The 25,819-nt window shown below is 67.6% G+C and carries 26 protein-coding genes; 21 read left to right on the top strand and 5 right to left on the bottom strand.

What is annotated here, in order from left to right:
• Positions 1–101: 101 nt before the first annotated feature.
• The 3 genes from LFT45_RS01750 (at position 102) to LFT45_RS01760 (ending at position 1,767) form a co-directional block, all read left to right on the top strand.
• Positions 102–428, top strand: coding sequence for a rhodanese-like domain-containing protein (locus LFT45_RS01750; protein WP_111902188.1), 327 nt, complete (start codon positions 102–104; stop codon positions 426–428).
• A gap of 53 nt (positions 429–481) precedes the next feature.
• A complete protein-coding gene (pheA, locus tag LFT45_RS01755; RefSeq protein WP_236806242.1) occupies positions 482–1,459 on the top strand; it encodes a prephenate dehydratase in 978 nt (325 codons plus the stop codon).
• A 92-nt stretch (positions 1,460–1,551) separates the two neighbouring features.
• Positions 1,552–1,767, top strand: coding sequence for a hypothetical protein (locus tag LFT45_RS01760; RefSeq protein ID WP_236806243.1), 216 nt, complete (start codon positions 1,552–1,554; stop codon positions 1,765–1,767).
• Positions 1,768–1,778: 11 nt separating this feature from the next.
• Here the strand turns inward: LFT45_RS01760 and LFT45_RS01765 are convergent, their stop codons facing one another.
• On the bottom strand, positions 1,779–2,855 hold the full coding sequence (locus LFT45_RS01765) for a diacylglycerol/lipid kinase family protein (RefSeq protein WP_236806244.1): 1,077 nt from the start codon (positions 2,853–2,855) through the stop codon (positions 1,779–1,781).
• A gap of 55 nt (positions 2,856–2,910) precedes the next feature.
• Between LFT45_RS01765 and serS the strand changes: the two genes are divergently transcribed.
• Together serS and LFT45_RS01775 are read left to right on the top strand one after the other, a co-directional pair.
• Positions 2,911–4,191, top strand: coding sequence for a serine--tRNA ligase (serS, locus tag LFT45_RS01770; RefSeq protein ID WP_236806245.1), 1,281 nt, complete (start codon positions 2,911–2,913; stop codon positions 4,189–4,191).
• A gap of 124 nt (positions 4,192–4,315) precedes the next feature.
• A complete protein-coding gene (locus LFT45_RS01775) occupies positions 4,316–5,161 on the top strand; it encodes an HAD family hydrolase (RefSeq protein WP_236806246.1) in 846 nt (281 codons plus the stop codon).
• Between the two features lie 28 nt (positions 5,162–5,189).
• Here the strand turns inward: LFT45_RS01775 and LFT45_RS01780 are convergent, their stop codons facing one another.
• Entirely contained in the window at positions 5,190–5,789 is a 600-nt protein-coding gene (locus LFT45_RS01780) for a hypothetical protein (protein ID WP_236806247.1), read from the bottom strand.
• A 158-nt stretch (positions 5,790–5,947) separates the two neighbouring features.
• Positions 5,948–6,436: an inorganic diphosphatase gene (locus tag LFT45_RS01785; RefSeq protein WP_003799714.1), complete on the bottom strand. Its 489-nt coding sequence runs from the start codon at positions 6,434–6,436 to the stop codon at positions 5,948–5,950.
• Between the two features lie 154 nt (positions 6,437–6,590).
• Here LFT45_RS01785 and dacB point away from each other — a divergent pair, with 154 nt between their 5' ends.
• From dacB to LFT45_RS01860, 15 genes are all read left to right on the top strand, one after another.
• Positions 6,591–8,108, top strand: a complete 1,518-nt coding sequence (gene dacB / locus LFT45_RS01790) for a D-alanyl-D-alanine carboxypeptidase/D-alanyl-D-alanine endopeptidase (RefSeq protein ID WP_236806248.1) — start codon at positions 6,591–6,593, stop codon at positions 8,106–8,108.
• Between the two features lie 91 nt (positions 8,109–8,199).
• The gene (locus tag LFT45_RS01795; RefSeq protein WP_236806249.1) at positions 8,200–9,318 is read left to right on the top strand and encodes a zinc-dependent metalloprotease; all 1,119 of its coding nucleotides are present in this window, start codon (positions 8,200–8,202) and stop codon (positions 9,316–9,318) included.
• A 174-nt stretch (positions 9,319–9,492) separates the two neighbouring features.
• Entirely contained in the window at positions 9,493–10,527 is a 1,035-nt protein-coding gene (tilS, locus tag LFT45_RS01800) for a tRNA lysidine(34) synthetase TilS (RefSeq protein ID WP_236806250.1), read from the top strand.
• 44 nt (positions 10,528–10,571) lie between these two features.
• Positions 10,572–11,123 (top strand): hypoxanthine phosphoribosyltransferase, encoded by a 552-nt coding sequence (gene hpt, locus LFT45_RS01805; protein WP_003799723.1) that lies wholly within the window; start codon positions 10,572–10,574, stop codon positions 11,121–11,123.
• Positions 11,124–11,524: 401 nt separating this feature from the next.
• Positions 11,525–13,591: an ATP-dependent zinc metalloprotease FtsH gene (gene ftsH, locus LFT45_RS01810; RefSeq protein ID WP_236806251.1), complete on the top strand. Its 2,067-nt coding sequence runs from the start codon at positions 11,525–11,527 to the stop codon at positions 13,589–13,591.
• Positions 13,592–13,601: 10 nt separating this feature from the next.
• Positions 13,602–14,240 carry a GTP cyclohydrolase I FolE gene (gene folE / locus LFT45_RS01815; protein ID WP_236806252.1) on the top strand — a complete coding sequence of 213 codons (639 nt, stop codon included), beginning with the start codon at positions 13,602–13,604 and terminating at the stop codon, positions 14,238–14,240.
• A 10-nt stretch (positions 14,241–14,250) separates the two neighbouring features.
• Positions 14,251–15,171, top strand: a complete 921-nt coding sequence (gene folP, locus LFT45_RS01820; RefSeq protein WP_190605657.1) for a dihydropteroate synthase — start codon at positions 14,251–14,253, stop codon at positions 15,169–15,171.
• Between the two features lie 24 nt (positions 15,172–15,195).
• Positions 15,196–15,555: a dihydroneopterin aldolase gene (folB, locus tag LFT45_RS01825; RefSeq protein WP_236806253.1), complete on the top strand. Its 360-nt coding sequence runs from the start codon at positions 15,196–15,198 to the stop codon at positions 15,553–15,555.
• Complete coding sequence (gene folK, locus LFT45_RS01830) at positions 15,552–16,178, top strand: 2-amino-4-hydroxy-6-hydroxymethyldihydropteridine diphosphokinase (protein ID WP_236806254.1); 627 nt, start codon at positions 15,552–15,554, stop codon at positions 16,176–16,178. Before folB ends, folK begins: the two co-directional genes overlap by 4 nt.
• Entirely contained in the window at positions 16,175–16,702 is a 528-nt protein-coding gene (locus tag LFT45_RS01835; RefSeq protein ID WP_236806255.1) for a DUF3180 domain-containing protein, read from the top strand. The genes folK and LFT45_RS01835 overlap by 4 nt, the downstream gene beginning before the upstream one ends.
• Positions 16,683–17,195 carry a PH domain-containing protein gene (locus LFT45_RS01840; protein WP_111903210.1) on the top strand — a complete coding sequence of 171 codons (513 nt, stop codon included), beginning with the start codon at positions 16,683–16,685 and terminating at the stop codon, positions 17,193–17,195. Before LFT45_RS01835 ends, LFT45_RS01840 begins: the two co-directional genes overlap by 20 nt.
• On the top strand, positions 17,192–18,673 hold the full coding sequence (locus LFT45_RS01845; RefSeq protein WP_236806256.1) for a PH domain-containing protein: 1,482 nt from the start codon (positions 17,192–17,194) through the stop codon (positions 18,671–18,673). The genes LFT45_RS01840 and LFT45_RS01845 overlap by 4 nt, the downstream gene beginning before the upstream one ends.
• Positions 18,666–19,583, top strand: coding sequence for a Rossmann-like and DUF2520 domain-containing protein (locus LFT45_RS01850; protein WP_236806257.1), 918 nt, complete (start codon positions 18,666–18,668; stop codon positions 19,581–19,583). Before LFT45_RS01845 ends, LFT45_RS01850 begins: the two co-directional genes overlap by 8 nt.
• Before the next feature lie 32 nt (positions 19,584–19,615).
• Entirely contained in the window at positions 19,616–20,545 is a 930-nt protein-coding gene (locus LFT45_RS01855) for a 4-phosphopantoate--beta-alanine ligase (protein WP_236806258.1), read from the top strand.
• Positions 20,546–20,695: 150 nt separating this feature from the next.
• Positions 20,696–22,207 carry an MDR family MFS transporter gene (locus LFT45_RS01860; protein ID WP_236806259.1) on the top strand — a complete coding sequence of 504 codons (1,512 nt, stop codon included), beginning with the start codon at positions 20,696–20,698 and terminating at the stop codon, positions 22,205–22,207.
• A gap of 83 nt (positions 22,208–22,290) precedes the next feature.
• On the opposite strand, the gene LFT45_RS01865 is transcribed toward LFT45_RS01860, so the two are convergent.
• The gene (locus LFT45_RS01865; RefSeq protein ID WP_236806260.1) at positions 22,291–23,127 is read right to left on the bottom strand and encodes an alpha/beta fold hydrolase; all 837 of its coding nucleotides are present in this window, start codon (positions 23,125–23,127) and stop codon (positions 22,291–22,293) included.
• Positions 23,128–23,187: 60 nt separating this feature from the next.
• Positions 23,188–24,141: an alpha/beta fold hydrolase gene (locus LFT45_RS01870; protein ID WP_236806261.1), complete on the bottom strand. Its 954-nt coding sequence runs from the start codon at positions 24,139–24,141 to the stop codon at positions 23,188–23,190.
• A 139-nt stretch (positions 24,142–24,280) separates the two neighbouring features.
• Here LFT45_RS01870 and lysS point away from each other — a divergent pair, with 139 nt between their 5' ends.
• Entirely contained in the window at positions 24,281–25,819 is a 1,539-nt protein-coding gene (gene lysS, locus LFT45_RS01875) for a lysine--tRNA ligase (protein WP_236806262.1), read from the top strand.

Genomic DNA, 25,819 nt, shown 5'->3' on the forward strand with positions numbered 1-25,819 from the left:
GCGGGCTTCGGACCAGCGTAACCTGTGCCGGCCGAGGGGTACGGGGTGCTGTGCTGGCGATACGCTGGAGTCAAGAGCTTGAGGCCAAGGAGAGGACTCCCATGAGCGACTTCGATACCGTCACCGTGAAGGACGTCCCCGCGGACGCCACCATCCTGGACGTGCGGGAGGACTACGAATGGGCAGCCGGGCACGCCGAGGGCGCCCTGCACATCCCCCTGGACCAGCTACCCGGCAAGCTGGACGACCTCGACCCGGACGAGGACTTGTACGTCATCTGCCGGACCGGCGGGCGTTCCTTCCGGGCAGCCCAGTGGCTGGTGGGCCAGGGGTATACGGCGGTCAACGTCGCCGGCGGGATGGACCAGTGGCTGGAATCCGGCAAGCCGCTGGTGTCCGACAACGGCCTTAAGCCCGTGGTTCTGTAGACCGGCCCGCCGTCACCTGCGCAACGCCCGTCCATACCCGCAAAGGAATACCCATGCCCGCCCGCCGCACCTATACCTTCCTCGGACCTGAGGGCACTTTTACGGAGGCGGCGCTCCTGCAGGTTCCGGATGCGGCCGAAGCCGTGCGCATCCCCTCCTCCAACGTGAACGCGGCGCTGGACCGGGTGCGGGACGGATCGGCCGATGCTGCGATGGTGCCCATCGAGAACTCGGTGGAGGGCGGCGTCACGGCCACCTTGGACGCCATTGCCTCCGGACAGGAACTGCGGATCATCCGTGAGGCCCTCGTGCCTATCAGTTTTGTGCTGGTGGCGAGGCCCGGCGTCGAACTTTCCCGGATCCGCCGGATCTCCACGCACGGGCACGCGTGGGCGCAGTGCCGGCTGTGGGTGGACCAGCATATTCCCGGCGCAGAATACGTCCCGGGTTCCTCAACAGCCGCTGCTGCGATGGGCCTGCTGGAGGAGAACGCGCACTACGACGCCGCGATCTGCGCGCCCATAGTGGCCGCTGAGCAACCAAGCCTGCAGGTGCTGGCCGAGAACATCGGCGACAATCCGGGCGCGGTGACCCGGTTCATCCTGGTGAGCCGTCCGGGCGTCCTGCCGGCGCGGACCGGCGCGGACAAGACAACGGTCGTGGTGCCCCTTCCCGAGGACCGGCCGGGCGCGCTGATGGAAATCCTGGACCAGTTCGCCACCCGCGGGGTTAACCTGAGCCGCATCGAATCCCGGCCCACCGGGCAGTACCTGGGGCACTACTTCTTCAGCATCGACGCCGATGGGCACGTCGGCGATGCCCGGTTGGCGGACGCCCTCGCCGGCCTGCACCGCATCAGCCCCGCCACGCGGTTCCTCGGTTCCTACGGCCGTGCCGATGCGCAGGCGCCCGTAGTGCCCGAGCACACGTCCGATGACGCATTCCGGGCTGCGCATGCGTGGGTCAAGGGGATACTCGGCGGCGAATCCCCGGGCTCAGAATTGCCGGTGGAAGCTTCGCCGTCAGCGTAGATAAATGCCCTTCGGGGCACTTCCCTGCAAATGTTGCTGTGCGTATGCTTGCATGATCAACAAAGGGATGGCCCCAGCGAAAGGAGCGGGTCATGTCGGACAAGAATGACAATGACGGCCAGGGAATGATCGTCAACCCGAAGCCCACAGGTGATAACCAGGACTGGGACGGGGATGAGGCCGACCGTGCGGACCGCCTGCGCTTCGAAGAGGAGCAGGCCATGATCCGCGAACAGTCCGAGGCCCGGGCAGCCGCTAAGGCCGCTGCCGAGTCCGCCAAGCACGCCGGCACCGCGCAGTCAGCCTAGGGGCAGGCAGCCTAGGCGCGCGTTCCCAGGCGCGCGGTTTCTTCCCTCACCCGGACCAGCAGCGACCTCGGCTCCACCTGAACCGTCACCTTCGTGGCGTCCCCCGACGTGTCGCCGTCGAGCTGGGTGGGCATGGGCTCCGGGCACCTGATGACCACCTTGCCGGAACGGTACATGCTCATGACGGGCAGATGCCGCTTGTGCTTGAACAGGATCTTGGCGTACATCGCCAGCCAGCCCACGGCGCTCCGGGGGCTCATGACCACCACGTCCAGCATCCCGTCGTCGATCATGGCCTGCGGGATGAAGTCGATGCCGCCCGGCACCAGGCCGCAATTGGCAAAAAGGACGCTGCGGATCTTCCTCGACTGGTCAGGCTGGTCATCCAGCGAGATGGCGACCTTCTTCCTGCGCCCGGGAAGATGGCGCACGCCTGCTTCTGTGTAGGCAAGCCAGCCGACGGCGCGCTTGAGGCCATCATTCGTGTCGCCCACAACCTCTGCGTCCATGCCGATTCCGGCCATGACGAGGAACGAGTGGCTTGAGGAGTGGCCGGTGAGCGAGTTCTCGATCTCCATCCGCGCCGTGTCGATGAACCGCTGGTGGCCGAAGAGCGCCGTCTGGATATTGCCGTACAGGTCGTAGACGTTCAGGTCCACGTTGCGGGCCAGCAGGTTGCCGGTGCCGAGGGGGATCAGGCCCATGGCCACCCCGGTATGCGCAAGGGCCTCAGCCGCCACGCGCACTGTACCGTCGCCGCCGCCCACCAGAACGACGTCGGCCCCGTACTCCAGGGCCGCCCGGACCTGCGAGTGGCCCGGGTCCTCTACAGTCGTTTCGAAGAACCGCGGCTCCTCCCAGCCGGCAGTCAGGCAGGCGCGCTGGATGGTGGCGCGGGCTTCATCTGCCTTGGCTTTGATGGGGTTGAGGATGACGGCGACGCGCTGGCGTTCCAGGCCGTGTTCGTGGGCCGCCTCCCGCACCGCGCTGCGGATGTGCAGCGCCTTCAGCCTGCGCACGCCCCACCAGCTGGAGACGGCGAAGGCCAGCGCTGCAGCGATCAGGACGTAAAGAAGCAGGTCGCTCATGGTGCTCCAACACTATCCCGCCCGGAGTGTCCTGCGGATTCGATACCCTTGTCTGGTGATCGACGTAAAAGACCTCAGCGAAAACCCGGACAAGTTCCGCGCCAGCCAGCGCGCCCGCGGTGCGGACGAGACCCTGGTGGACGCGATCATCGACGCAGACGCCGCGCGCCGCACAGCACTGATCAGCTTTGAGAACCTCCGCGCCGAACAGAACGTGTTCGGCAAGAAAGTGGCGCAGGCCAAGGGCGAGGAAAAGCAGGCGCTGCTCGCCGAGGTCCGCGAACTTGCGGGAGCGGTGAAGGCTGCCTCGGCTGAAGCGGACGCAGCGCAGGCCAAGCAGGAAGAGCTGCTGCGCACCATCCCCAACCTCATTGAAGACGGCGTGCCGGCAGGTGGCGAGGACGACTACGTTGTGGTCAAGACCGTGGGCACGCCGCGCGAATTCCCCGATTTCGAGCCCCGCGACCACCTCGAAATCGGCGAGCTGATCGGCGCGATCGACATGGAGCGCGGCGCGAAGGTCTCCGGGGCACGCTTCTACTTCCTCCGCGGGGTGGGCGCCCGGCTCGAAATGGCCTTGCTGCAGATGGCCATGGAACAGGCCATCGAGGCCGGCTTCATCCCTATGATCACCCCCACGCTCGTCCGGCCCGAGACCATGCAGGGCACCGGGTTCGACGTAAAGCACGACGCCGAGATCTACCGTCTCGCCGAGGACGACCTTTACCTGGTGGGTACCTCGGAGGTGCCCCTCGCCGGGTACCACGCGGACGAGATCCTGGACCTCTCCGCCGGCCCCATCCGCTTCGCCGGCCAAAGCTCCTGCTACCGCCGCGAGGCCGGTTCGCACGGCAAGGACACCCGCGGGATCATCCGCGTCCATCAGTTCAACAAGGTGGAGATGTTCATCTACACCACGGCGGAAGAGGCCGCGGCTGAACATGAGCGCCTGCTGGCCTGGGAAGAGCAGATGCTGGCCAAGTGCGAGCTGCCCTACCGTGTTATCGACACCGCCGCCGGCGACCTCGGCATGTCCGCAGCCCGCAAGTTCGACTGCGAAGCCTGGGTCCCGACCCAGGGCGCGTACCGCGAGCTGACGTCCACGTCCAACTGCACCACTTTCCAGGCGCGCCGCCTGAACATCCGTGAGCGCGTGTTCGCCGAGGACGGCAGCCCCAAGGGCACCCGTGCCGTGGCCACGCTCAACGGCACGCTGGCAACCACGCGCTGGATCGTCGCACTCCTGGAACACCACCAGAACGCCGACGGCTCGGTCAACGTGCCGGCGGCCCTGCAGAAGTACCTCGGCGACCTCGAGGTGCTCCCCGTTCTTTAGGCACAAGCTTGGCTGCGGGTAAATACTCACACCGGGGACAACCTGTGGGTATTTACCCGCTGTTCACGCGCTGCTGTGCGCTGCGTCCTAGCTGGTGTCAGGGGCGTCTGCTCTACTAGGAAGCATGACTACATTGACTGAATTCTCAGCCGCTGGCACCGAAGACCGGCCAGAAGCACAACAGAAACTCATGATCGCCCTGGACGTGGACGGCACCCTCGTGGACCACGACGGCCACATGTCCGCCCCGGTCCGCGACGCCGCACAGGCTGTGGTGGCGGCCGGGCACGAGGTCATGATCGCCACCGGGCGGTCGCTCAACGCCACGCTTCCGATCATCGAACAGATCGGCCTGGACCGCGGTTACGCCGTCTGCTGCAACGGCGGCGTGACGCTGCGCCTGGATCCAGGGTTGCCCAACGGCTACGACATCATCCACAAGGCCACCTTTGATCCCGGCCCGGCGCTCCGCGCCCTCCGCAAGCGCCTGCCGGCGGCGAAATACGCGCTGGAGGACGAGGACGGGAACTTCCTCTCCACCGAGCGCTTCCAGGACGCGAGCTTCGGCGTTGAGGCCATCGGCGTCGACTTCCAGACCATGCTCGAGGCCACGGCCGTCCGCGTCGTCGTCTTCAGCGCGGAGAACACGCCGGAGGAGTTCAACGAAGCCATCGAACACATCGGTCTCGCCGGCGTGACCTATTCGGTCGGCTGGACCGCGTGGCTGGATATCGCCGCGGCCGGCGTCACCAAGGCCAGTGCACTGGAGAACCTCCGCAGCCGCCTCGGCGTCGATCCCGCCGCCACGGTTGCCATCGGCGATGGCCGCAACGACATCGAAATGCTCACCTGGGCGGGCCGCGGCGTGGCCATGGGACAGGCTCCGGAAGAAGTGGTGGCCGCCGCGGACGAGGTCACCAAGTCGGTATACGACGACGGCGCCGCCCACGTGCTGCGGGGCCTTTTGTAAGGACCGGCCCTAGTTGTAACAGGCGGCTCTAGCGCACGTCGAGGATCATCGAGAGGAGCCTGGCCGCTGCCGGCCGGGCCGCGTGCTCCTCGTTCCACTGCGACCTCGCCACAGCCTTGCTGACAGCCTGGGAGGTAATGCCGAGCTCGGCGGCCACGGTCTTCTGCTGGCCGCGCACCCCCGGGGTCATCAGGTCCAGCACGCGCCACTCTGCCTCGCTCCTGTCCCGGACTATGTGGCCAAGGAGGCGGAGCACCGACTCGGATTCGGCCGCGACGTCCGTCAGGGGACCCTCCACGGCCACTGGGATGCGCTCTTTGCTGTTGCGGAGGCGGTCCACGGCGCGGCGGGCGTAGATGAGGCCGTGCCCGCTGGCGTCCTTGATCTGGTTCGGCAGCGGCTCATTCACCGGGCCCACGCCGATCCCCACATACCAGGTCCCGCAGCGGAGTGCGATCAGGGCGGCATCCACCGCCTGGTGCGGGCAATCCACGATGCCCTGCACCTCGTCCTCAACGGACCGGTCAAAGTCCAGTCGCGCCGGGATATGCCGTAGGTCCTTAAGGAGATGCGGGACCCGGTCGCCGTCGCGCCGGCTGTCTGTTTGATTGATAGTCAGCGTGAACATGGTGGACATCAGACTACCCGGTGGCCACGTCGAGGCAAGCCGGGAGCTGACGGCACGTTACGGATCTCACGCGCTGTTAAAGGACGACGGCGGCAGGTGCGGTTCGTTGAGAACCGCACCAGCCGCCGTCGTGAACTCCGAAAGGGGAGCGGTGGGGACTAGTGTGCTGCGGGCACGTAGCGCTTGATGGAAGCCTCAAGTTCGGCTTCGGCAGCAGCGCGGTCGGCCCAGCCTTCGGCCTTGACCCACTTGCCGGGCTCCAGGTCCTTGTAGCGGGTGAAGAAGTGCTCGATTTCCTTGATCAGGAATTCATTGACGTCGCTGACTTCCTGGATGTGGTCGAAGCGCGGGTCGGCCGGAACGCAGAGGACCTTGGCGTCCCCGCCGCCGTCGTCGGTCATGTTGAAGACGCCGATCGGACGGGCCTCAACGATGACGCCCGGGTGCAGATCGAAGTCCTGCAGGAGCACCAGTGCGTCCAGCGGGTCGCCGTCTTCGCCGAGGGTGTTCTCGAAGAAGCCGTAGTGGGTGGGGTACTGCATGGAAGTGAAGAGGACACGGTCCAGGCGGACTCGGCCGGTCTCGTGGTCGACTTCGTACTTGACGCGCGATCCCTTGGGGATCTCGATGGTCACGTCATGCTTCATGGAATGCTCCTCGACGATTGCTTGGTGTTCGCGGCACCCGCGATGATCAACCAAAAATGGGCTGTCGGTGCCGCCGACTACTATTGAGGATATAGCGAGAGGCCCAGGTTTCAGGAACTAATGGGGTAATTTCAGGACTTTGAGGACCAGCAGCATGAGCGGCACCAGGGGCACGGCGAGCGGCCGCGGCAGGCCTTCAACAGGCAAACTTTCCAAACTGGTCCGGAGCTGGCCCACCCTCCTGATCACCGTGCTCCTTCTGGCGCTGGCCATTCCCGCCGGGCTGCTCATTGCGCCGGCGCTGACCGGTCCGGCCCGGTCCATGGCCCAGCCTGTCCAGACCCCCGCTTGGCAGCTGGTCCCGGAACGCCTGTCCGTGCCGCAGGGGATCGATCCGCTCAGCAGCGCCGCGCCGGTGCCGGTTCCCGCAGATGTTGCTGCCCGGCTGGACCCCGTCCTCAAGACCGACGGCGGCGGCTCCTTCACGGCCGTAGTCCAGGACGCCGCCACCGGCAAGATCCTCTATGACCGGGAAGGCGCCGCCAACAGGATCCCGGCCTCCAACATGAAGCTCCTCACCGCCGTGGCCGCTTTGCGGGGGATCGGCCCCGAGGAACGGTTCAGCACAAAGGTGGTCGCCGAACCGGTTGCAGGGGCAACGTCGGCTGCTGCCGCCACGAGGTCCGTGGTGCTGGTGGGCGGCGGCGACGTCCTGCTCGGGGCCGGCGAATCCGCCGCGGACAAAGTCCTGGGCCATGCCGGGCTCGGCACGCTGGCCAAACTGACTGTGGACTCGCTGCGGAAGGGCGGCTTCAAGGGGCAGGTTCAGGTGCTTGTGGATGATTCCCTCTTCACCGGGCCGGCACTGAACCCGGCCTGGAGCGCGGATGACGTTGCTGCCGGTGAGACGGCCCCGCTGTTTCCGCTCGCCCTGAATTCGGCACGATTTGATCCGGCAGACACCACGGCACCCCGGCCCCAGGACTCCGCCATCGCCGCGGGGGAGGCGTTCGCCGCCGGCCTCAAAGCGGCCGGTGCGGCCGCGGGCCTCACGGTGGCACCCGCCGTCGTACGTGTTGACGGAAAGCCGACGGCGGAGGCCAAAGTCCTCGCCGAAGTGCAGTCCGCGACGGTCAACCAGCAGGTGGACCTCATGCTCCAGACCTCAGATAACTACCTCGCCGAAACCCTTGGCCGCATGACCGCGCTTGCGGGTGGCCAGCCTGCGACGAACGAGTCGGCCAAGGCCGCCGTGCTGGCCCAGCTCTCCGGCCTGGGCATTCCCACGGAGGGGATGGTCGCCGCGGATGTTTCCGGCCTGGCCCTCGCCAACCAGGTATCCGCCCGCCAGTTCTCGGAAGTGGTGCGCGCCATCACCAACGGCAAGGACACCCGGCTCAGGGCAGCGCTGGCGGGGTTTCCGGTGGCGGGGCTGACGGGGACGCTCGGCGACAGATATATCGACGAGTCCACGGCCGAGGGCGCCGGCCTGGTCCGGGCCAAAACGGGAACCCTGAACACGGTGATCGCGCTGAGCGGGTACGTGGTGGACGCCGACGGCAGGCTCCTGGTGTTCTCCTTCATCGGCAACGGCCTGACGCCGGGAGCCAAGGGCAACAAACCGGCACTGGACGCGGCGGCCACGGCACTGGCAGGCTGCGGCTGCAGCTAGGGCTGGCACCTGCTTCCGGGCAGCGCCGTGCCGGTTCGCCGGTCAGCGAACTTAAGGCGCGCTGACGGGCGCATATGTTCTGATGGAGCGTATGGAGTCCACTGCAAGCCAGTCATCCGCCCCGGCCCAGGCCCTCATTAACTGGGACCTTGCCGCGTCCGCCGCAGCACGGCTGGCTCCGCCGGGTCCGTCGCTGACTGCCGCCGAGATCGGGGACGCCGTCTCCCAGCTGCGCGAGTTGGCGGATGCCTCCGTCCGGCACGTTCACCAGATCACCGGGCTGGAGGCTGCGCGCGACCTCCGTGACTCATCAGTCCTGGTGGTGGACCGTGCCTCCTGGGCGAAGGCCAACACCCAGAGCTTCGCGGTGATGCTGAAGCCCGCCATCGAAAAGATGCTGGAGAGCCGCCGCGGTACCATCAGCCCCGGAGCCACCACCGTCAGCGGCGCCATCACCGGCAGCCAACTCGGCGCTGTGCTGGCATTCCTCTCCAGCAAGGTCCTGGGCCAGTACGATCCCTTCGCCGCCCTCGCCGAAGGATCACAGGCGCCGCCGGGAGGCCGCCTGCTGCTCGTCGCGCCCAACATCATCGCCGTCGAGCGCGAGCTCAATGTGGATCCCACGGACTTCCGGCTCTGGGTGTGCCTGCACGAGCAGACCCACCGGGTGCAGTTCGCCGCGGCACCATGGCTCCGGCACCACATGCTGAACGAGATCGACAACCTCAGCGGGCACCTGCTGGGCAACGTCGACTCCCTGATGGAACGCGCTACAGCAGCAGCACGCTCGCTCAAGGACCGCGCCGGCTCGGGTTCCACTCCGGGCCGGGGCGCCATTCTCGATCTCCTGCAGGACCCCGAGGAAAAGGCCTCGCTGTCCCACCTCACGGCCGTCATGAGCCTGCTCGAAGGCCACGCCAACGTGGTGATGGACGCCGTGGACGCCAGCATCGTCCCGTCAGTGAAGACCATCCGGCAGCGGTTCAACGCCCGCGGCAAGGACAGGGGCGTCGTCGAGAAGTTCATCCGCAGCCTGCTCGGGCTTGACGCCAAGATGAAGCAGTACAGCGACGGCGCCAAGTTCGTCAGGGCTGTGGTGGACGTGGCCGGGATGGACGGCTTCAACCGTGTTTGGGAAGCTCCGGCGAACCTCCCCACCGAGGAGGAGATCCACAACGCCCGGATCTGGCTCGACAGGATGGGTTTCTAGGTTTCCGTGCAGCACCTTCCCAACACTGCAGGCGCCCCCGTCCCCTGCGGACCTGCTCCCAGCGGACCGATCCCCTGCGGACCTGCTCCCAGCGGACCTGCTCCCAGCGGACCGATCCCCAGCGGACGGCGGCGGCCAGGCCGGCTGGCTCCGGTTCTCGGCACGGCACGGAAAATGCTGCAGACTGCCCTGGCTGAAGCGGGTTACCCGGAACGGGTCCTGGTGGCGTGCAGCGGGGGCCCCGACTCCCTGGCCCTGGCCGCTGTGGCCGCCTACTTCGCCCGGCGCGGCCATGTGGATGGCCGGCCGGTGGCCGTGGGCGCGGTGGTGGTGGACCACCAGCTGCAGGCCGGTTCCTCCGACGTTGCCGCGAGAACCGCTGAGACCCTGCGGGAGCTCGGCCTGGACCCGGTGCAGATCCGCACGGTCGACGTCGCTTCCACCGGTTTCGGACCGGAAGCCGCAGCCCGCGATGCCCGCCACGCCGCACTCGACGCGGCGGCGGGGGAATGGGGAGCCGGCGCCATCCTGCTGGGGCACACCCTCGACGACCAGGCGGAGCAGGTGCTGCTGGGCTTGGCCCGGGGCTCGGGCACACGGTCCCTGGCCGGCATGCGGCCTGTCCGGGGGAAGCTGCTCCGGCCGTTCCTGGGCCTGCGCAGGGCAGACACCCTGGAAATTTGCCGCGCAGAGGAACTGGACGCCTGGCTTGACCCCAGCAATGCCGATCCCGCCTTCGCCCGCTCGCGGACCAGGGTGGAGGTCATGCCGGTGCTGGAGGAAAAACTCGGCCCGGGGGTGGCAGAATCCCTGGCCCGCACGGCTGCCATCCTGCAGCTGGATGCCGACTATCTGGAGGACGTGGCCAACAGCACTTACGCCTCGCTCGTTGAGCACGATGGCCCGGACGCCAGCCTCCCGGAGGCTGCCCTGACTGAACTGGCCCCGGCCATCAGGTTCCGGGTGATCGCGAAGGCCGCTGCCGGCGTCGGCGGCCAGCAGCCCAGCTATCAGCGCCTTTTGGCGGCGGAAGCACTGCTGCGGCGGAAGGGCTCGGCAGGTCCGGTGGAACTGCCCGGCGGGGTCAGCGTGTACCGTCTCTCGCTGGCCGAGCTGCAGGACCGCGAGCGTGCCCAGGGGCAGGGCGGGGCGGACGGCGTTCCCCGCGAGGCCGCCCGCTGTGGGAAGCTTGTATTCCGGCTTCATTAACCGTCCCGCAAATAGTCGCACCCGCATCTACACAGGAGCAATTGGTGGATTCATCCGACGTCCAGGCAGACCTCAAGCACGTTCTCTACACCAAGGAACAGATCCAGCAGCGCATCACCGAGCTCGCGGCGCAGATCGACAAGGACTACGAAGGCCGTGAAATCCTCATCGTGGGCGTGCTCAAGGGCGCGGTCATGGTCATGGCGGACCTTGCACGAGCACTGCACAGCCACATCTCCATGGACTGGATGGCCGTCTCCTCCTACGGTTCCGGCACGCAGTCCTCTGGCGTGGTGCGCATCCTCAAGGACCTGGACACGGACCTGATGGGCAAGGACGTGCTCATTGTTGAGGACATCATCGACTCCGGCCTTACGCTGTCCTGGCTGAAGACCAACCTCGAATCCCGCGGCACCGCGTCGGTGGAAATCTGCACCGCCTTCCGCAAGCCGACCGCCGCCAAGGTGGAGATCGACGTCAAGTACGTCGGCTACGACATCCCCAACGAGTTCGTGGTGGGCTACGGCCTGGACTACGCCGAAAAGTACCGCAACCTGGACTTCGTGGGCACCCTGGCCCCGCACGTCTACGAGTAAAACGCCTGCCGCACAACGCGGCTCCGCATTTTGCACCGCTTTCGCTGACCGCGCCGCCGTTGAGCCCTGAAACCACGGGCTCGACGGCGGCGCGAGCCGCTTAAAGAGGTGCAGAAACGTGGGTCCGCGGGCCCGGATTAACTCCCACCGGGAGCCTGGCCCGGCGATCCCGCGGGACTGGTTTCCGGGCAGTCCTGAAAGCGGTGCAGAAATGTGGCGGCACAGCCAGGTGGGGGCGCATCCCCGCCCCCACCAGCCACTACGCCCTGAGGGAACTTTTGTATTACACCGTGCGTGAATTACTCCTGACGGTGTATAGCTAGAAGCGACGCAGCACCACACGCGCGCAGTCCTCGCGCCGTGCAGCACTACCAGGAGGGACGGGGCCAGCCCCCGAACAGATGAAAGCTAAGAGTTTCTTCAAGGGCCCGGGCATTTGGATCATTGTGGTGGTCGGCATGCTCCTGCTGGCCTTTGCAACGTTGGCTCCGGGCGGCTCGACGCGCATCGACACGCAGCCGGGCCTCGAGCTCCTCGCCCAGAGCGGCAAGGTGGAACAGGCCAAGATCTTCGACGGCGAAAACCGCGTCGACCTGGTACTGAAAGACAACCTCGTCATCGACGGCCAGGACAAGGGCAAGAACGTCCAGTTCTTCTTCGTCAATGACCGCGGCCCGGACGTCGTCAAGGCCGTGACTGCTGCCAACCCCTCCAAGGGCTACACGGACCAGCCGGTGGAGAGCAACTGGCTCTCGGGACTCTTCTCGCTGCTGGTGCCGGTGCTGCTGCTCGGCGTCCTGTTCTGGTTCCTGCTGTCCCGCATGCAGGGCGGCGGCTCCAAGGTCATGCAGTTCGGCAAGTCCAAGGCCAAGATGGTCAGCAAGGACATGCCGCAGGTGACCTTCGCTGACGTCGCCGGTGCAGACGAAGCCGTCGAGGAACTGCAGGAAATTAAGGAGTTCCTGCAGGAGCCAGCCAAGTTCCAGGCTGTCGGCGCCAAGATCCCCAAGGGCGTGCTGCTCTACGGCCCTCCGGGCACCGGCAAGACCCTGCTGGCCCGCGCCGTCGCAGGCGAGGCCGGCGTCCCGTTCTTCTCCATCTCGGGCTCGGACTTCGTGGAAATGTTCGTCGGTGTTGGTGCGTCCCGCGTCCGCGACCTCTTCGAGCAGGCCAAGTCCAACTCGCCCGCCATCATCTTCGTCGACGAAATCGACGCCGTCGGCCGCCACCGCGGTGCCGGCGTGGGTGGCGGCAACGACGAACGCGAGCAGACCCTCAACCAGCTTCTCGTTGAGATGGACGGCTTCGATGTCAAGACCAATGTCATCCTGATCGCGGCCACCAACCGGCCCGACGTGCTGGACCCGGCTCTGCTGCGTCCTGGCCGCTTCGACCGCCAGGTCTCCGTGGAAGCCCCGGACCTGATCGGGCGCGACCAGATCCTGCAGGTCCACGCCAAGGGCAAGCCCATGGCCTCCACCGTGGACCTGAAGGCCGTGGCCAAAAAGACCCCCGGCTACACGGGTGCAGACCTGGCCAACGTGCTCAACGAAGCTGCGCTGCTGACCGCCCGCTCCAACGCCAACCTGATTGACGACCGCGCACTGGACGAAGCGATCGACCGCGTCATGGCCGGCCCGCAGAAGCGCAGCCGCGTCATGAAGGAGCACGAGCGTAAGATCACCGCGTACCACGAAGGCGGCCACGCCCTGGTGGCCGCGGCGCTGCGCAACTCTGCGCCGGTCACCAAGATCACCATTCTGCCCCGCGGCCGTGCCCTGGGCTACACCATGGTGGTCCCGGAAAACGACAAGTACTCCGTCACCCGCAACGAGCTCCTGGACCAGATGGCGTACGCCATGGGCGGCCGCGTGGCCGAGGAAATCGTCTTCCATGATCCGTCCACGGGCGCCTCGAATGACATCGAAAAGGCCACCTCCACGGCCCGCCAGATGGTCACGCAGTACGGCATGAGCGAACGGGTGGGTGCCGTGCGCCTGGGCCAGGGCGGCGGCGAGCCGTTCCTGGGCCGCGACGCGAGCCACGAGCGCAATTACTCCGACCAGATCGCCTACATCGTGGATGAGGAGGTCCGCCGCCTGATCGACCAGGCCCATGACGAGGCCTACGCCATCCTCACCGAGAACCGGGACGTCCTGGACCGGCTGGCCCTGGAACTCCTGGAACGGGAAACCCTGAACCAGGCCGAAATCGCCGACGTCTTCCGCGACATCCGCAAGCGCGACTTCCGCGAGGTCTGGCTGTCCAAGGAAACCCGTCCGGTGCAGACTGCCGGTCCTGTGGAGTCCCGGCAGGAACGTGCCGAACGCGAGGCCCAGGAAGAAGCCAAGGAAGCCCGCCTCGAGGAACCGCTGGACGCGATTCCGCCGCACCCCCAGGGAGTTCCGGAGGATGCCTCCTTCCAGAGCGGAGTAACGGAAGCGGGACCAGACGGCCACCGCGGCTAAGCTCTTTGGTGTGACTCACTTCGACGACGACGACCTCACCGCCACCGCCGACCATTCGGCGGCGGGCGGATCGGGCCACCACCCCAAGGTGGACAAGCCCCGGATAGAAGCAGCCGTGCGGGAAATCCTGCTGGCCATAGGCGAGGACCCGGACCGCGGCGGGCTGCAGGACACGCCCAAGCGCGTGGCCAAGGCTTATGCCGAGGTGTTTGCCGGCCTGCATCAGGACCCGGGCAGCGTGCTCGGCACCACGTTCGACCTCGACCACGAGGAACTCGTGCTGGTGAAGGACATCCCGTTCTACTCCACCTGCGAGCACCACCTGGTTCCGTTCCACGGCGTCGCGCATGTGGGGTACATCCCCTCGCACGACGGCAGGGTTACGGGCCTGAGCAAGCTGGCACGCTTGGTGGACATTTACGCCCGCCGCCCGCAGGTGCAGGAGCGCCTCACCACCCAGATCGTCGAAGCGCTGGTCACATTCCTCAAGCCGCGCGGAGCCATTGTGGTGGTGGAATGCGAACACATGTGCATGTCCATGCGCGGCATCCGCAAGCCCGGAGCCAAAACCGTCACAAGCGCGGTTCGCGGGCAACTTCATGACCCGGCCACCCGTGCCGAAGCCATGAGCCTCATACTCGGAAGGTAAAAAACAGACTATGGATTCCCTAGCTGCAGCACCTGGAACCGGACCCGCAACTTCACCCCTGCCCATCCTGCGCAAACCGCGGCCGGCAGCGAAGTTCGACGACCTGCCCACCGACCGCACGCTCGTCATGGGCATCCTCAACGTCACCCCGGACTCGTTCAGCGACGGCGGCAAGCACGCGACGGCGGACACCGCCATCGCCGCGGGCCTCCGGATGTTCTACGCGGGAGCCGACATCATCGACGTCGGCGGGGAATCCACCCGCCCCGGCGCGGAGGAAGTCAGCCCCGAGGAGGAGCAGCGGCGGGTGGTGCCTGTCATCGCAGCCCTCGTGAAGGCCGGCGCCCTGGTCAGCATCGACACCACCCACGTCTCCACTGCCGAGGCCGCGCTGAATGCCGGAGCGGCGATCATCAACGACATCTCCGGCCTCAGCATCGAACCCGGCATGGCCGAGCTCGTGGCGAAGACCAAGGTGCCGTATGTCCTGACCCACCGCCGTGGGGACGCCAAGACCATGACGTCCCTGACGGAGTACGACGACGTCGCGGACGACGTCGTCTCCGAACTGAACGGCGTCCGCGACAAGCTGTACGCGGCCGGCGTCCTGCCCGAGCAGATCATCGTGGACCCGGGCATCGGGTTCTCGAAAACTGACGTGCAGAACTGGGAACTGCTGCGGAACCTGGACCGGCTCGATGCCATGGGCCACAAGGTGCTGGTGGGTGCGTCCCGCAAGCGCTTCCTGGGTACCCTGCTGACGGTCGCCGGCAAGGCGGCTCTCCCGGAAGAGCGCGACGCCGCCACGGCCGCCATCACTGCCATCAGCGCCGCCCGTGGCGCGTGGGCCGTGCGCGTGCACGACGTCGGATCCAGCCTTGACGCTGTGAAGGTCGCCGCCCGCATGTCCTCCCCGGACCACGGCAGCTGAGCAGGAAGGCCGAGCAGAACCGCCATGGACAGGATCTCGCTGACCGGTGTCACCGCCACCGGCTACCACGGGGTGTTTGATTTTGAGCGCCGCGAAGGCCAGCCGTTCGTTGTGGACGCCGTACTGCATCTGGATTTCAGCCAGGCTGCGGCGTCGGACGACGTGCGCGATACCGCCCACTACGGCGAGGTGGCCGGACGGATCACCGACTGGATCACCGGCGAGCCCCTGAACCTGATAGAAGGACTGGCGGTGCGGATGGCCGAGGGCCTGCTCAAGGAGTTCAAAATCCAGGCCGTGGAGATCACGGTGCACAAGCCGAAGGCGCCCATCGAGGTGCCCTTCGGTGACGTCGCCGTCAGCGTCTTCCGGGAGCGGCCATGAACCCGGCACCCGCACTGCATGAGAAGCCGGTCCATGAGAAGCCGATCCATGAGAAGCCGGTGCACGGGAAGGCGCCAGCCAAAACCGCCTACACACGCGCGGTGCTGGCGCTGGGCAGCAACCTCGGGGCGCGGAACGAGACGCTGTCCGAGGCCGTGGCGGACCTTGTGGACCGCCCGGAGGTGCGGCTCCTGGCCGTCTCGCCCATAGTGCAGACCAAGGCCGTCGGCGGCCCCGCCGGGCAGCCGGACTTCCTCAACATGGTGATTTCGGTAGAAACCTCGCTGGAACCGCTCGCACTGCTCCGGCACTGCCAGTCAGTGGAGAACAAGCACCACCGTGTCCGTGAGGTCCACTGGGGTCCGCGCACGCTCGACGTCGACGTGATCGTCTACGGGGACGTCGAAAGTTCCGATCCTGTGCTGACCCTGCCTCACCCGTTCGCCGCTGTGCGGGCCTTCGTGCTTTATCCCTGGTCCCAGATGGACCCCTCAGCCACCCTGAACGGGCAGCCGGTGGGGGAGTTGGCGGCCAGGGCCGCCGATTTCCCGGACCTGAAGCCGTTCGACGGCTTCGGGGACTTCGACGGCGTGCCGGACGTCGGGGCGGTGGAGCAGCCGTGAAACCCGTGAGCCCGCTGCTGCTCGCCGTCGTGGGCCTGGCCCTTGCAGTCGCCGGCTGGTCCGCTGCCGTCCTGACCGTCCGCTACGGCATGGCCACACCGGTCCTGCCGGCCACGGCGCTGGTCACCATGGGCGTGATCGTGGCACTGACCCTGGTGCTGGGCATCCGCGTGCTCCGCTGGCGGAACGGCAAAAAGAAGAAAATGCTGAACCCCATCCTGGCGGCGTGGACGCTGGTCCTCGCCCAGGCCTGTGCCTACACCGGCGCGATGCTGCTGGGCTGGCACGCCGGGATCTTCCTGGACCAGCTGCGGTTCTGGAGCATCCGCAGCGGGCTGGACGTCACTTGGCTCGCCCTCGGCATGGCCGGCGGCGGGTTGGTCATGATCGTGGTGGGGCTCGTCGTCGAACGCTTCTGCAAAATCCCGCCGGAGGACGGCGAGACGGACGCCGCAGAGGGCCTGCCGGGCCAAGGCAGGGGCAAGGCCAAGGGGGAAGGCGAGTATGCCTACCGCGGCGATTGATCCCCCCGGGATCACCTGGCTGCGCGTGTCCCCGAAATACGTCACCGTCCGGCTTGTGGAGTGGGCCCTCGGCAACCTGGTGATGGTGGCCGTGCTGAGCCTGCCGCTGGTGTTTGTCCGGCTCGGCTGGTGGCGGTGGCCGCCGCTCTGGCTGGCCATTGGCCTTCCGGCTTTCATGCTGCTGCTGGCGCTGTGGCGGCTGGTCCTGATCCCGCGGCAGGTGCGGGCCATCGGCTACGCCGAGCGCGAGGACGACCTCCTCATCCGCGGCGGCATCTTCTTCCAGCGCGTCATGGTGGTGCCGTACGGCCGGATGCAGTACGTGGACATCAGTGCCGGGCCGGTGGAACGCGGGCTGGGCCTGTGCACCCTGAAGCTGCATACGGCATCCGCCGGAACCAACGCCGGCATCCCCGGACTTCCTGCCGCGGAAGGCGCCCGGCTCAGGGAACAGCTCTCGGCACGCGGCGAAGCCAGGCTGGCCGGGCTGTGAGCGCCGGCGGCCTCGCTTCCGGAAAGCCCGACGGCGAGTGGCTGCGCGTGCACCCGGCGACCCCCTTTGTTCGCGGCTGGGTTGCGCTGGCCGCCATCGGCTACTTCTTCGGGCGTGACAGCTTTGAACGGATGCTGCAGGGCCAGCCGCTGATCGATGACCGCCTCGCGGGGCGCGCCCCGTGGCTCCTGGGCGCCGGGGCACTGATGCTGGTGCTGGCGGTCCTGAGCTTCATCCTGTCCTGGTATTTCACCCGGTACCAGGTGGCGGAGGGCTACGTCCGGGTCAACACCGGCTTCCTGTTCAAGCAGCAGCGGCAGGCGAGGCTGGACCGGGTGCAGGCCATCGACATCGTCCAGCCGCTGCTCGCCAGGATCTTCGGCCTCGCGGAACTGAAGTTCGAAGTTGCCGACGCCGGCGAATCGGCCGTCCGCCTGGCCTACCTGCGCATCGGCGACGCCCGCCAGCTGCGCGCCACCATCCTCGCCCGTGCCTCGGGCGTCCGGCTGGATCCCGCGCAGCCCGAGGCAGCCGCTCCCGAGGCGCCGGAGCAGCAGGTCCTGCAGGTCCCGCCGTCGCGCCTGTTTGGCTCGCTCCTGCTCAGCGAGCAGACAGTATTCATTGTCCTGGGTGCCGCGGCGTCCGTGGTGCTGTCCGCGCTCACCGAGAACAGGGCTTTCTTCCTGTACCTGATTCCGGCGGCGCTGGGTTTCGTGGCCGCATACTGGAGCTCGTTCAACAAGGGCTACAACTTCACGGCGGCCATTTCCCCGGACGGCATCCGGCTCCGGTACGGGCTGCTCGACACGCAGGCGCAGACACTGCCGCCGGGCCGGATCCAGGCGCTGAAGGTGGCGCAGCCGCCCCTGTGGCGCCTCTTCGGCTGGTACCGGATGCAGGTCAACGCCGCCGGTTACGGGGCGGGGGCGAACAACGGCGAAGGGGGCTCGCGCACCACGCTGCTGCCGGTCGGAAAGATGGATGACGTCCTGACCATGATGGCGCTCGTGCTGCCGGACCCCGGAACGGCTGATCCGCTGCGCGTTTTCCACCAGGGCGTGAACGGTCTGGATTCCGACGGCGGTTTTGTCACCACGCCGCGCCGGGCGCGGCTGCTGGCACCGCTGGGCTGGCGGCGCAACGCCTTCGCCGCCACGGACACCGCGCTGCTCATGCGGTCGGGCCGCTGGTGGCGGCAGCTTGTGGTGGTTCCGCACCAGCGCACGCAGTCGATCGCGCTGCAGCAGGGACCCCTGGCGCGCCGGTTCGGGCTGGCCGACCTCGTGCTGCACACCACTGCCGGGCCTGTCGCCCCACGCGTGATCCAGGCGGACCTCCGGGAGGCGCAGGCGCTCTTCGACGCGCAGGCGGCCCGCGCCCGGGCGGCCCGGCGGCGGCAGACGAGCGAACAGTGGCTGGCCCAGCTCGATCAGCGACCAACTCCAGCACCACAAGAGGAAGGCCAGCAACGTGGCTAAGCCAGGACGCCTCGGCGTCGGAATCATCGGTGCCGGCAAAGTGGGCGCTGTCCTCGGTGCGGCGCTCCGCGCGGCCGAGCACGCCGTCGTCGGGGTTTCCGCCGTGTCCGACGCGAGCCGGGAACGGGCCGAAACCCTGCTGCCCGGCGTTCCCGTCCTGGAGATCCAGGACATCGTGGAACGCTCCGAACTGGTGCTCCTGGCCGTTCCGGATGATGCCCTCGGCGGCCTGGTGGAGGGGCTCGCCAAGCTCGGCGCGTGGCAGCCCGGGCAACTCGTGGCGCACACCTCGGGCCGGTTCGGCGTCGGCGTGCTGCATCCGGTCCGGGCGGCCGGTGCAGTGCCGCTGGCGCTGCACCCGGCCATGACCTTCACCGGCATGAGCCTCGACCTGACCCGGCTGCTGGACTGCACGTTCGGCGTCACGGCGGACGCCGCCATGCTTCCCATCGCCCAGGCGCTCGTCGTCGAGATGGGGGCCGAACCCGTGGTCATCGCCGAGGGTGACCGCACCATCTACCACGCGGCCCTGGCCCACGGTTCGAACCACCTGGTCACGCTCGTGGCGCAGGCGTCGCAACTGCTGGCCGAGGTGGGCGTGGAGGCTCCGGACCGCATGCTCGGGCCGCTGCTGCGGGCCACCCTGGAGAACGCCCTCGCCTCCGGCGAGTCCGCACTGACGGGCCCGGTGGCGCGGGGGGACGCCGGCACGGTGGAGGCGCACGCCCGCGCGCTGCGGGAGCATGACGGCGGGACCGGCGGCGACGTCCTCGCCGCGTACCTGGCCATGGCCCAGGCCACCGCCAGGCGCGCGGAACGGCGGGGCCTGCTGAAGCCGGATCAGGCGGAGAAAATTCGCATCGCGCTTGAGAGCACAGACGACGACGGCCAGGATGACGGCCGTGCATGAAACCGGCCACGGGGCCAAAGGAGGACACTGACATGCCAATCCGACTCGTAACGACGGCGGACTCCCTCCGTGGGGAAAGCCGGCTGCTGCTGACGCAAAAGAACGGCACGTCCCTGGGCCTTGTGCCCACCATGGGCGCCCTGCATGCGGGCCACGGGCGGCTGGCCCGAACCGCCGCCGAACAGAATGACGTTGTGGTGGCCTCCATCTTTGTGAACCCGCTGCAGTTCGGCGAGGCGCAGGACCTGGACCGCTATCCGCGGACCCTCGAGGCGGACATGGCGCTGCTCGAGGAGCAGGGCGTGGATCTGGTCTTCGCTCCGTCGGTCGAGGAGATGTACCCCGACGGGCCGCCGATGGTCAGAATCACTGCCGGCCCGCTCGGGGAGAAATGGGAGGGCGCATCCCGGCCTGGCCACTTCGACGGCGCGCTCACCGTGGTGGCCAAGCTGCTGCACCTGGGCATCCCCGGCACCGGCCTGCCCGGCGGCCGCGCCTTCGTTGCCGCCTCGGGCGGCGGCCTGCCGGCGTACTGCGCCTACTTCGGGCAGAAGGACGCCCAGCAGCTGGCGCTGGTCCGCCGCATGGTGGCCGACCTGGACTTCCCCGTGGAGATCGTTGCCGTGCCAACCGCCCGCGACTCCGACGGGCTGGCGCTGTCCAGCCGGAACCGCTTCCTTTCCGGCGAGGAGCGTGAGGCGGCGCTGGTGCTGTCCCGTGCGTTGCGCCTTATTGAGGAGCGGGCGAACGCGAACGAGCCGCTTGATGTCGGTTCGGCCCGGGCCCTGATCGAGTCCCAGCCCCTGGTCCGGCTGGACTACTTCGACGTCGTCGATCCCGCCACGCTGGAGCCGCTCGCCGAGAACTGTCACGAGACACCCTTCCGCGGTGAAGGGCTGGCACTGGTTGCCGCGAAGGTTGGCGCCGTGCGGCTGATCGACAACGTGCCGCTCAGCTCCTGACGGGGCGGAGTGGCCGGCGCTCAGCTCCCGGGTGACGTGAATCTCGTTGACTAAATCCCGTGTACGGGAATGGGTCCCGCCACTACACTGTTGGAGTCTGCAGCGGCGCTGACCGCCAGCCACCAATTCCAACACCCTGAGGGTCTCGCCATGTCTACCAAAGTCACGTCCAATTCGAACGGCGAACCTGCCCAGGAGCCGGCGGCTCCCGTTGCATCCCCGGCCGCAGCACCGGCGCCGGCCGCAGCACCGCCCTCGGGCAAGATGTCGCGCGAGTCCGTGACGGTGATCGCCACGCTGCTGGTGGCCACCTTCGTGGTGATCCTCAACGAAACCATCATGAATGTAGCCCTGCAGCGGCTCATGGTGGACCTGCGCGTGGATGCCCCCACCGTCCAGTGGCTCTCCACAGGGTTCATGCTGACCATGGCGGTGGTGATTCCGACCACCGGGTTCATCCTCCAGCGGCTGTCCACGCGGTCCGTCTTCCTCCTGGCGATGGGCCTGTTCGCCGGCGGCACAGCCCTCGCCGCTGCGGCGCCCGGCTACGAAATCCTCCTGCTCGCACGGATCATCCAGGCCGGCGGTACCGCCATCATGCTTCCGCTGCTGATGACCACCATCCTCACGCTGGTGCCGCTGGCCCGCCGCGGCGCCGTGATGGGCAACGTCAGCATCGCCATCTCCGTTGCACCAGCCATGGGACCCACCGTCTCCGGATTCATCCTGCAGCACTTCTCCTGGCGCTTCATGTTCATCTTCGTCCTGCCCATCGCGCTGGCTGCGCTGGCCATTGGCGCAAAGTTCCTGACCAACATCGGCGAGACCGAAAAGTCCAAACTCGACTTCTTCTCCGTGGTGCTGACCGTCCCCGCCTTCGGCGGCCTCGTCTACGGCCTCAGCCAGATCGGAGGCGGCCACGGGGGCAGCAGCGGCCCGAGCCCGCTTGCCGTAGTGGCTCTGGTCGCCGGCGTCGCCGGCCTTGCCGCGTTCACGTTCCGCCAACTCCGGCTGCAGAAGTCCGAGGCCCCGCTGCTGGACCTGCGGGCCTTCAACTTCAGGATGTTCACAGTCTCCGTGCTGCTGATGGTGGTGTCCATGGTGGCCCTGTTCGGCGCCGTGATCCTGCTGCCGCTGTACCTGCAGGAAATCCGCGGCCTGCAGGCCCTCGAGACCGGCCTGGCCCTGCTGCCCGGTGGCCTGGCCATGGGCCTGCTCGGCCCGGTGATCGGCCGCCTGTTCGACAAGGTGGGGCCGCTGCCGCTCACGGTCACCGGATCCTCGCTGATGGTCCTGACACTGTGGCAGTTCTCGATGCTCGACGCCGGCACTCCGGTCTGGTGGATCGTCACCCTGCACGTCGGGCTCAGCTTCGGGCTGGCGCTGCTCTTCACCCCCGCGTTCACCACCGGCCTGAACCCGCTGCCGCCGCACCTGTACTCGCATGGCTCGGCCATCATGAGTACCCTGCAGCAGGTGGCCGGCGCGGCGGGCACGGCGCTGCTCGTGTCCATCTTCGCCTTCGTTTCGGCGGCCTCCGGCCTCGTTGCGGGCATGAACGCAGCGTTCCTGACGGCGACCGTCATCGCCGTGGCCGCCGTCGTCCTCTCCACCATGATGCGGAAGACAGCAGGCGCCGAAGGCACACCCGCGGCCCACTAGGACCCACCTTAAAAGCAACGCGGGGTCACTTCGCGCCCAATCCGGAGGGTTAATTGGGCGCGATGTGACCCCGCGTTGCTTTGTTAACCGGCGAAGAAGTCGCTGAGCTCGGTGATGAGCCGGTCCGGGGCGCGGTTGACGCCGTCGTGCCCGAAGCCCGGCAGGATGGTGTAGCTGGAGCCGGAGAGGACGTCGTGGATCTGGCCGCAGGCCACGCCGAAGTAGGCCGGGCTTTTCTCGCCCACGATGATGAGCGTCTCCAGCGGCAGCGCCAGGAACGGCTCGGCCGGCATGTCGGCCGAGATGATCGCCTTGATCTCCCGCACGCCGGTGCGCATCATTTCCCGTTGCTGCTTGCCCACTGAGGTCCCCGCCGTGAGCTTGTTGGCGAGGGTCATCATGGACAGCGGCATGCGGGAGGAGAAGACGCTTTCGGCCTCCAGCCCGCGGAGCAGGACGGCGAGGGCGCGGTCATCGTCTCCGGCCGCTGTTGCCCGCTCGTATTCCGTGGTCCAGTCCGCCTTGACGCTGTGGTTGACGGAGACCGCGGGGTCGTACACGGCGAGCCGTTCCACCGGGAGTGTCCGGGCCGCGTGCAGGGCCACGGCCCCGCCGAAGCTGTGGCCAAAGACGTCGGTGCTGGACGTGTGCTTCATGACGGCGTCGAGGTCGCGGATGTCGACGTCCAGGGTGTAGTCGCCGGCCTGTTCGGAGGAGGCGCCCCGGCCGCGGCGGTTGAACGTGTGCACCGGCCGGCCCAGGGACGCGCTGAGCTTTTGCGCAAAGCGGGTGTAGTCCGCCGCCGTCACCATGGAAGAGATTACGACGACGACGCCGGAACCGGCCGTGGCCAGCTCCTCGCCAGTGCTGAACAGCTCAAGCTTGCCGCCGTCAGGTGTGCTGATGATCTCGCGAGTCATGCTCCGAGCCTATCGGAGGCCGGCGTGTGCCGACAGCCGGCCATAGCCGAGCGCCGGCGGCTACCCGCGCCGGCGCTTCTTGCTCTGGGAAGTGATGGTCCCGTCGGTGCCGTTCAGGAAGCGGGCGATCCGAATGGCCAGGCGTTTGCCCGGCCGGATCGGCCCCTCGTGCAGCTGGCCCGGAACCACCGCGAAGTCGATCGCCGGCACGGCCGACGCCAGTTGCCGGCCGGTGTCGGCGAAGTATCCCGGGCTCCAGCCGCCGCTGAGCATGAGCGTTGGGGTGGCCAGTTCCGTGAAATCCGTGAGCTCCGCGTCGGCGTCCAGCACGGCCCGCATTTCCTTGACGGCCGTGGGCAGCAGCTCGCGCATTTCCGCGCCCACATTGGTCCGGGCCGACATGATGCTGAGCATCCGCAGCGCGCCGAGGGGCAGGTACGACAACGGGCCGGCCGTGGCCAGCCCCTGCACCAGGTGCGCCCAGGCATGGTTGAGCTGGCCGTCCGTCACGGCCTGCTCCAGTTCCGGCCGCCAGCGGTGGTGCAGGTTGCCGGAGAGGGACACCGCGGCGTCGTACGTGACCAGCCTGCGCAGCGGCAAGTCACGTGCCGCCTGGAGAGCCACGAAGCCGCCGAAGCTGTGCGCCACCACATCTTCGGAGCCCGTTGCCTTCATCACGGCGGCCAGGTCCCCGATCTCGGTCTTGACGGAATAGTCGTCCGGCTGCGGTGCGGAACCGGCGCGGCCGCGGCGGTTGTAGCAGTGCACCGGCCGGCTCAGCAGGAGGCTCAGGTTGCGGGCGAACGGCCGATACAGTGCGTCGGTCACCAGTGTTCCGTGAATAAGGACGACGCCGGGCGCCGTGACCGGGGCCGGGTCACCTTCCGCGGAGGTGCTGCCGGCGGTGCTGCCACCAGAATTACTTCCTTCGGCACCGGTGAGTGCTGCGGGCCTGAAGGAATGCACCTCAAGGCGGCTGCCGTCGTCGTCCGTCTCAACTGTCCAGGTCTCCACAGCCCGAGTCTATGCCCCACCCCCTTTGGAGTTTTTGTCCAGATATCGCGCCCAAACGGCCCCGGAAGTCCGAATATCTGGACAAAAACTCCAAGGCGGGAAGTCCCGAACTCCCAGGCGGGAAGTCCCGGTAAACTTGATGACTGTGACTTCCCAAAACACCCCCGCCCCCAAGAACGCCCCAGAACCGCTCGACGCCAGTGAACAGATGCGCATCCGCATGGAGAAGCGCGCCAAGCTGATCGAACGCGGGCAGGAGGCGTACCCGGTGGGTGTTGAGCGCACGCACTCTCTCAGCGAAATCCGCGAAAAGTACGCACACCTGCAGGCCGACGAAACCACCGGCGACGTCGTCGGCGTCACCGGCCGCGTGGTGTTTGTCCGGAACACCGGCAAGCTCTGCTTCGCCACGCTGCAGGAAGGCGGCACTGACGGCAAGGGCACCCGGCTGCAGGCCATGCTCAGCCTCGCGAACGTGGGCGAGGAGGCCCTCGCCGACTGGAAGGCCCTGGTTGACCTGGGCGACCACGTTTTCATCAGGGGCGAAGTCATCTCTTCGCGCCGCGGTGAACTCTCCGTCATGGCTGAGTCCTGGTCCATGGCCTCCAAGGCGCTCCGCCCGCTGCCGGTGCTGCACGCCGAACTCAACGAGGAAACCCGCGTCCGCCAGCGCTACGTGGACCTGATGGTCCGCGACGAGGCCCGCGAGATGGTGTACACCCGTGCCGCCATCACCCGCTCCATCCGCGAGACCCTGTTCCGCCACACCTACGTCGAGGTGGAAACGCCCATCCTGCAGCTGGTCCACGGCGGCGCCCTCGCCCGGCCGTTCGAGACGCACATGAACGCGTTCGACCAGAAGATGACGCTGCGCATCGCCACCGAGCTGTACCTCAAGCGCGCCGTCGTGGGCGGCATCGACCGCGTCTATGACATGGGCCGGGTGTTCCGGAACGAGGGCGTGGATTCAACCCACAGCCCGGAGTTCACCACGCTTGAGTGCTACGAGGCCTGGGCAGACCAGTTCGTCATGGCCGAGCGCATCAAGGAGATCATCCTGGACGCCGCGGACGCCGTGGGTGCGGGCCGCGTGCTCCAGACCGAAGCCGGGGAGATTAACCTCGACGGTGACTGGGCCTGGGTGGCCGTGTACCCGGGGCTTTCCGAAGCAGTGGGCCAGGAGATCACCCCGGACACCACGCTTGAGGAGCTGCGCGCCGTTGCCGGGAAGCACGATGTCAAGGTCGATCCCAAGTGGGACGCCGAGAAGCTGGCCGTGGAACTCTTCGGCGAAATCGTGGAACCCACCCTGCTGAACCCCACGTTTGTGTACGACTACCCGCCCTCCGCCCAGCCGCTGGCCCGCCCGCACCGGGGAGACGGCCGCCTGATCGAGGCCTGGGACCTGATCATCGGCGGCATGGAACGCGGCACCGCGTTCTCCGAGCTCATTGACCCGGTCATCCAGCGCGAACGCCTCACCGAGCAGTCCAGGCACGCCGCTGCCGGCGACGTCGAGGCCATGCAGCTGGATGAGGACTTCCTCCGCGCCCTGGAATACGGTGCGCCGCCGATGGGCGGCATCGGGCTGGGCATCGACCGCCTGGTCATGCTGTTTACCGGCGCCGGCATCCGCGAAACAATTCTCTTCCCGCTCCTTAAGCCTGAAGGCCACTGA

It is taken from the genome of Arthrobacter sp. FW305-BF8 (assembly GCF_021789315.1).
Classification (GTDB): domain Bacteria; phylum Actinomycetota; class Actinomycetes; order Actinomycetales; family Micrococcaceae; genus Arthrobacter.

Coding starts and splice junctions, on each gene's coding strand:
- LFT45_RS01750 (WP_111902188.1), top strand. CDS start 102: ATGAGCGACTTCGATACCGTCACCGTGAAGGACGTCCCCGCGGACGCC.
- pheA (WP_236806242.1), top strand. CDS start 482: ATGCCCGCCCGCCGCACCTATACCTTCCTCGGACCTGAGGGCACTTTT.
- LFT45_RS01760 (WP_236806243.1), top strand. CDS start 1,552: ATGTCGGACAAGAATGACAATGACGGCCAGGGAATGATCGTCAACCCG.
- LFT45_RS01765 (WP_236806244.1), bottom strand. CDS start 2,855: ATGAGCGACCTGCTTCTTTACGTCCTGATCGCTGCAGCGCTGGCCTTC.
- LFT45_RS01775 (WP_236806246.1), top strand. CDS start 4,316: ATGACTACATTGACTGAATTCTCAGCCGCTGGCACCGAAGACCGGCCA.
- LFT45_RS01780 (WP_236806247.1), bottom strand. CDS start 5,789: ATGTTCACGCTGACTATCAATCAAACAGACAGCCGGCGCGACGGCGAC.
- LFT45_RS01785 (WP_003799714.1), bottom strand. CDS start 6,436: ATGAAGCATGACGTGACCATCGAGATCCCCAAGGGATCGCGCGTCAAG.
- dacB (WP_236806248.1), top strand. CDS start 6,591: ATGAGCGGCACCAGGGGCACGGCGAGCGGCCGCGGCAGGCCTTCAACA.
- LFT45_RS01795 (WP_236806249.1), top strand. CDS start 8,200: ATGGAGTCCACTGCAAGCCAGTCATCCGCCCCGGCCCAGGCCCTCATT.
- tilS (WP_236806250.1), top strand. CDS start 9,493: ATGCTGCAGACTGCCCTGGCTGAAGCGGGTTACCCGGAACGGGTCCTG.
- ftsH (WP_236806251.1), top strand. CDS start 11,525: ATGAAAGCTAAGAGTTTCTTCAAGGGCCCGGGCATTTGGATCATTGTG.
- folP (WP_190605657.1), top strand. CDS start 14,251: ATGGATTCCCTAGCTGCAGCACCTGGAACCGGACCCGCAACTTCACCC.
- folB (WP_236806253.1), top strand. CDS start 15,196: ATGGACAGGATCTCGCTGACCGGTGTCACCGCCACCGGCTACCACGGG.
- folK (WP_236806254.1), top strand. CDS start 15,552: ATGAACCCGGCACCCGCACTGCATGAGAAGCCGGTCCATGAGAAGCCG.
- LFT45_RS01840 (WP_111903210.1), top strand. CDS start 16,683: ATGCCTACCGCGGCGATTGATCCCCCCGGGATCACCTGGCTGCGCGTG.
- LFT45_RS01855 (WP_236806258.1), top strand. CDS start 19,616: ATGCCAATCCGACTCGTAACGACGGCGGACTCCCTCCGTGGGGAAAGC.
- LFT45_RS01860 (WP_236806259.1), top strand. CDS start 20,696: ATGTCTACCAAAGTCACGTCCAATTCGAACGGCGAACCTGCCCAGGAG.
- LFT45_RS01865 (WP_236806260.1), bottom strand. CDS start 23,127: ATGACTCGCGAGATCATCAGCACACCTGACGGCGGCAAGCTTGAGCTG.
- lysS (WP_236806262.1), top strand. CDS start 24,281: ATGACTGTGACTTCCCAAAACACCCCCGCCCCCAAGAACGCCCCAGAA.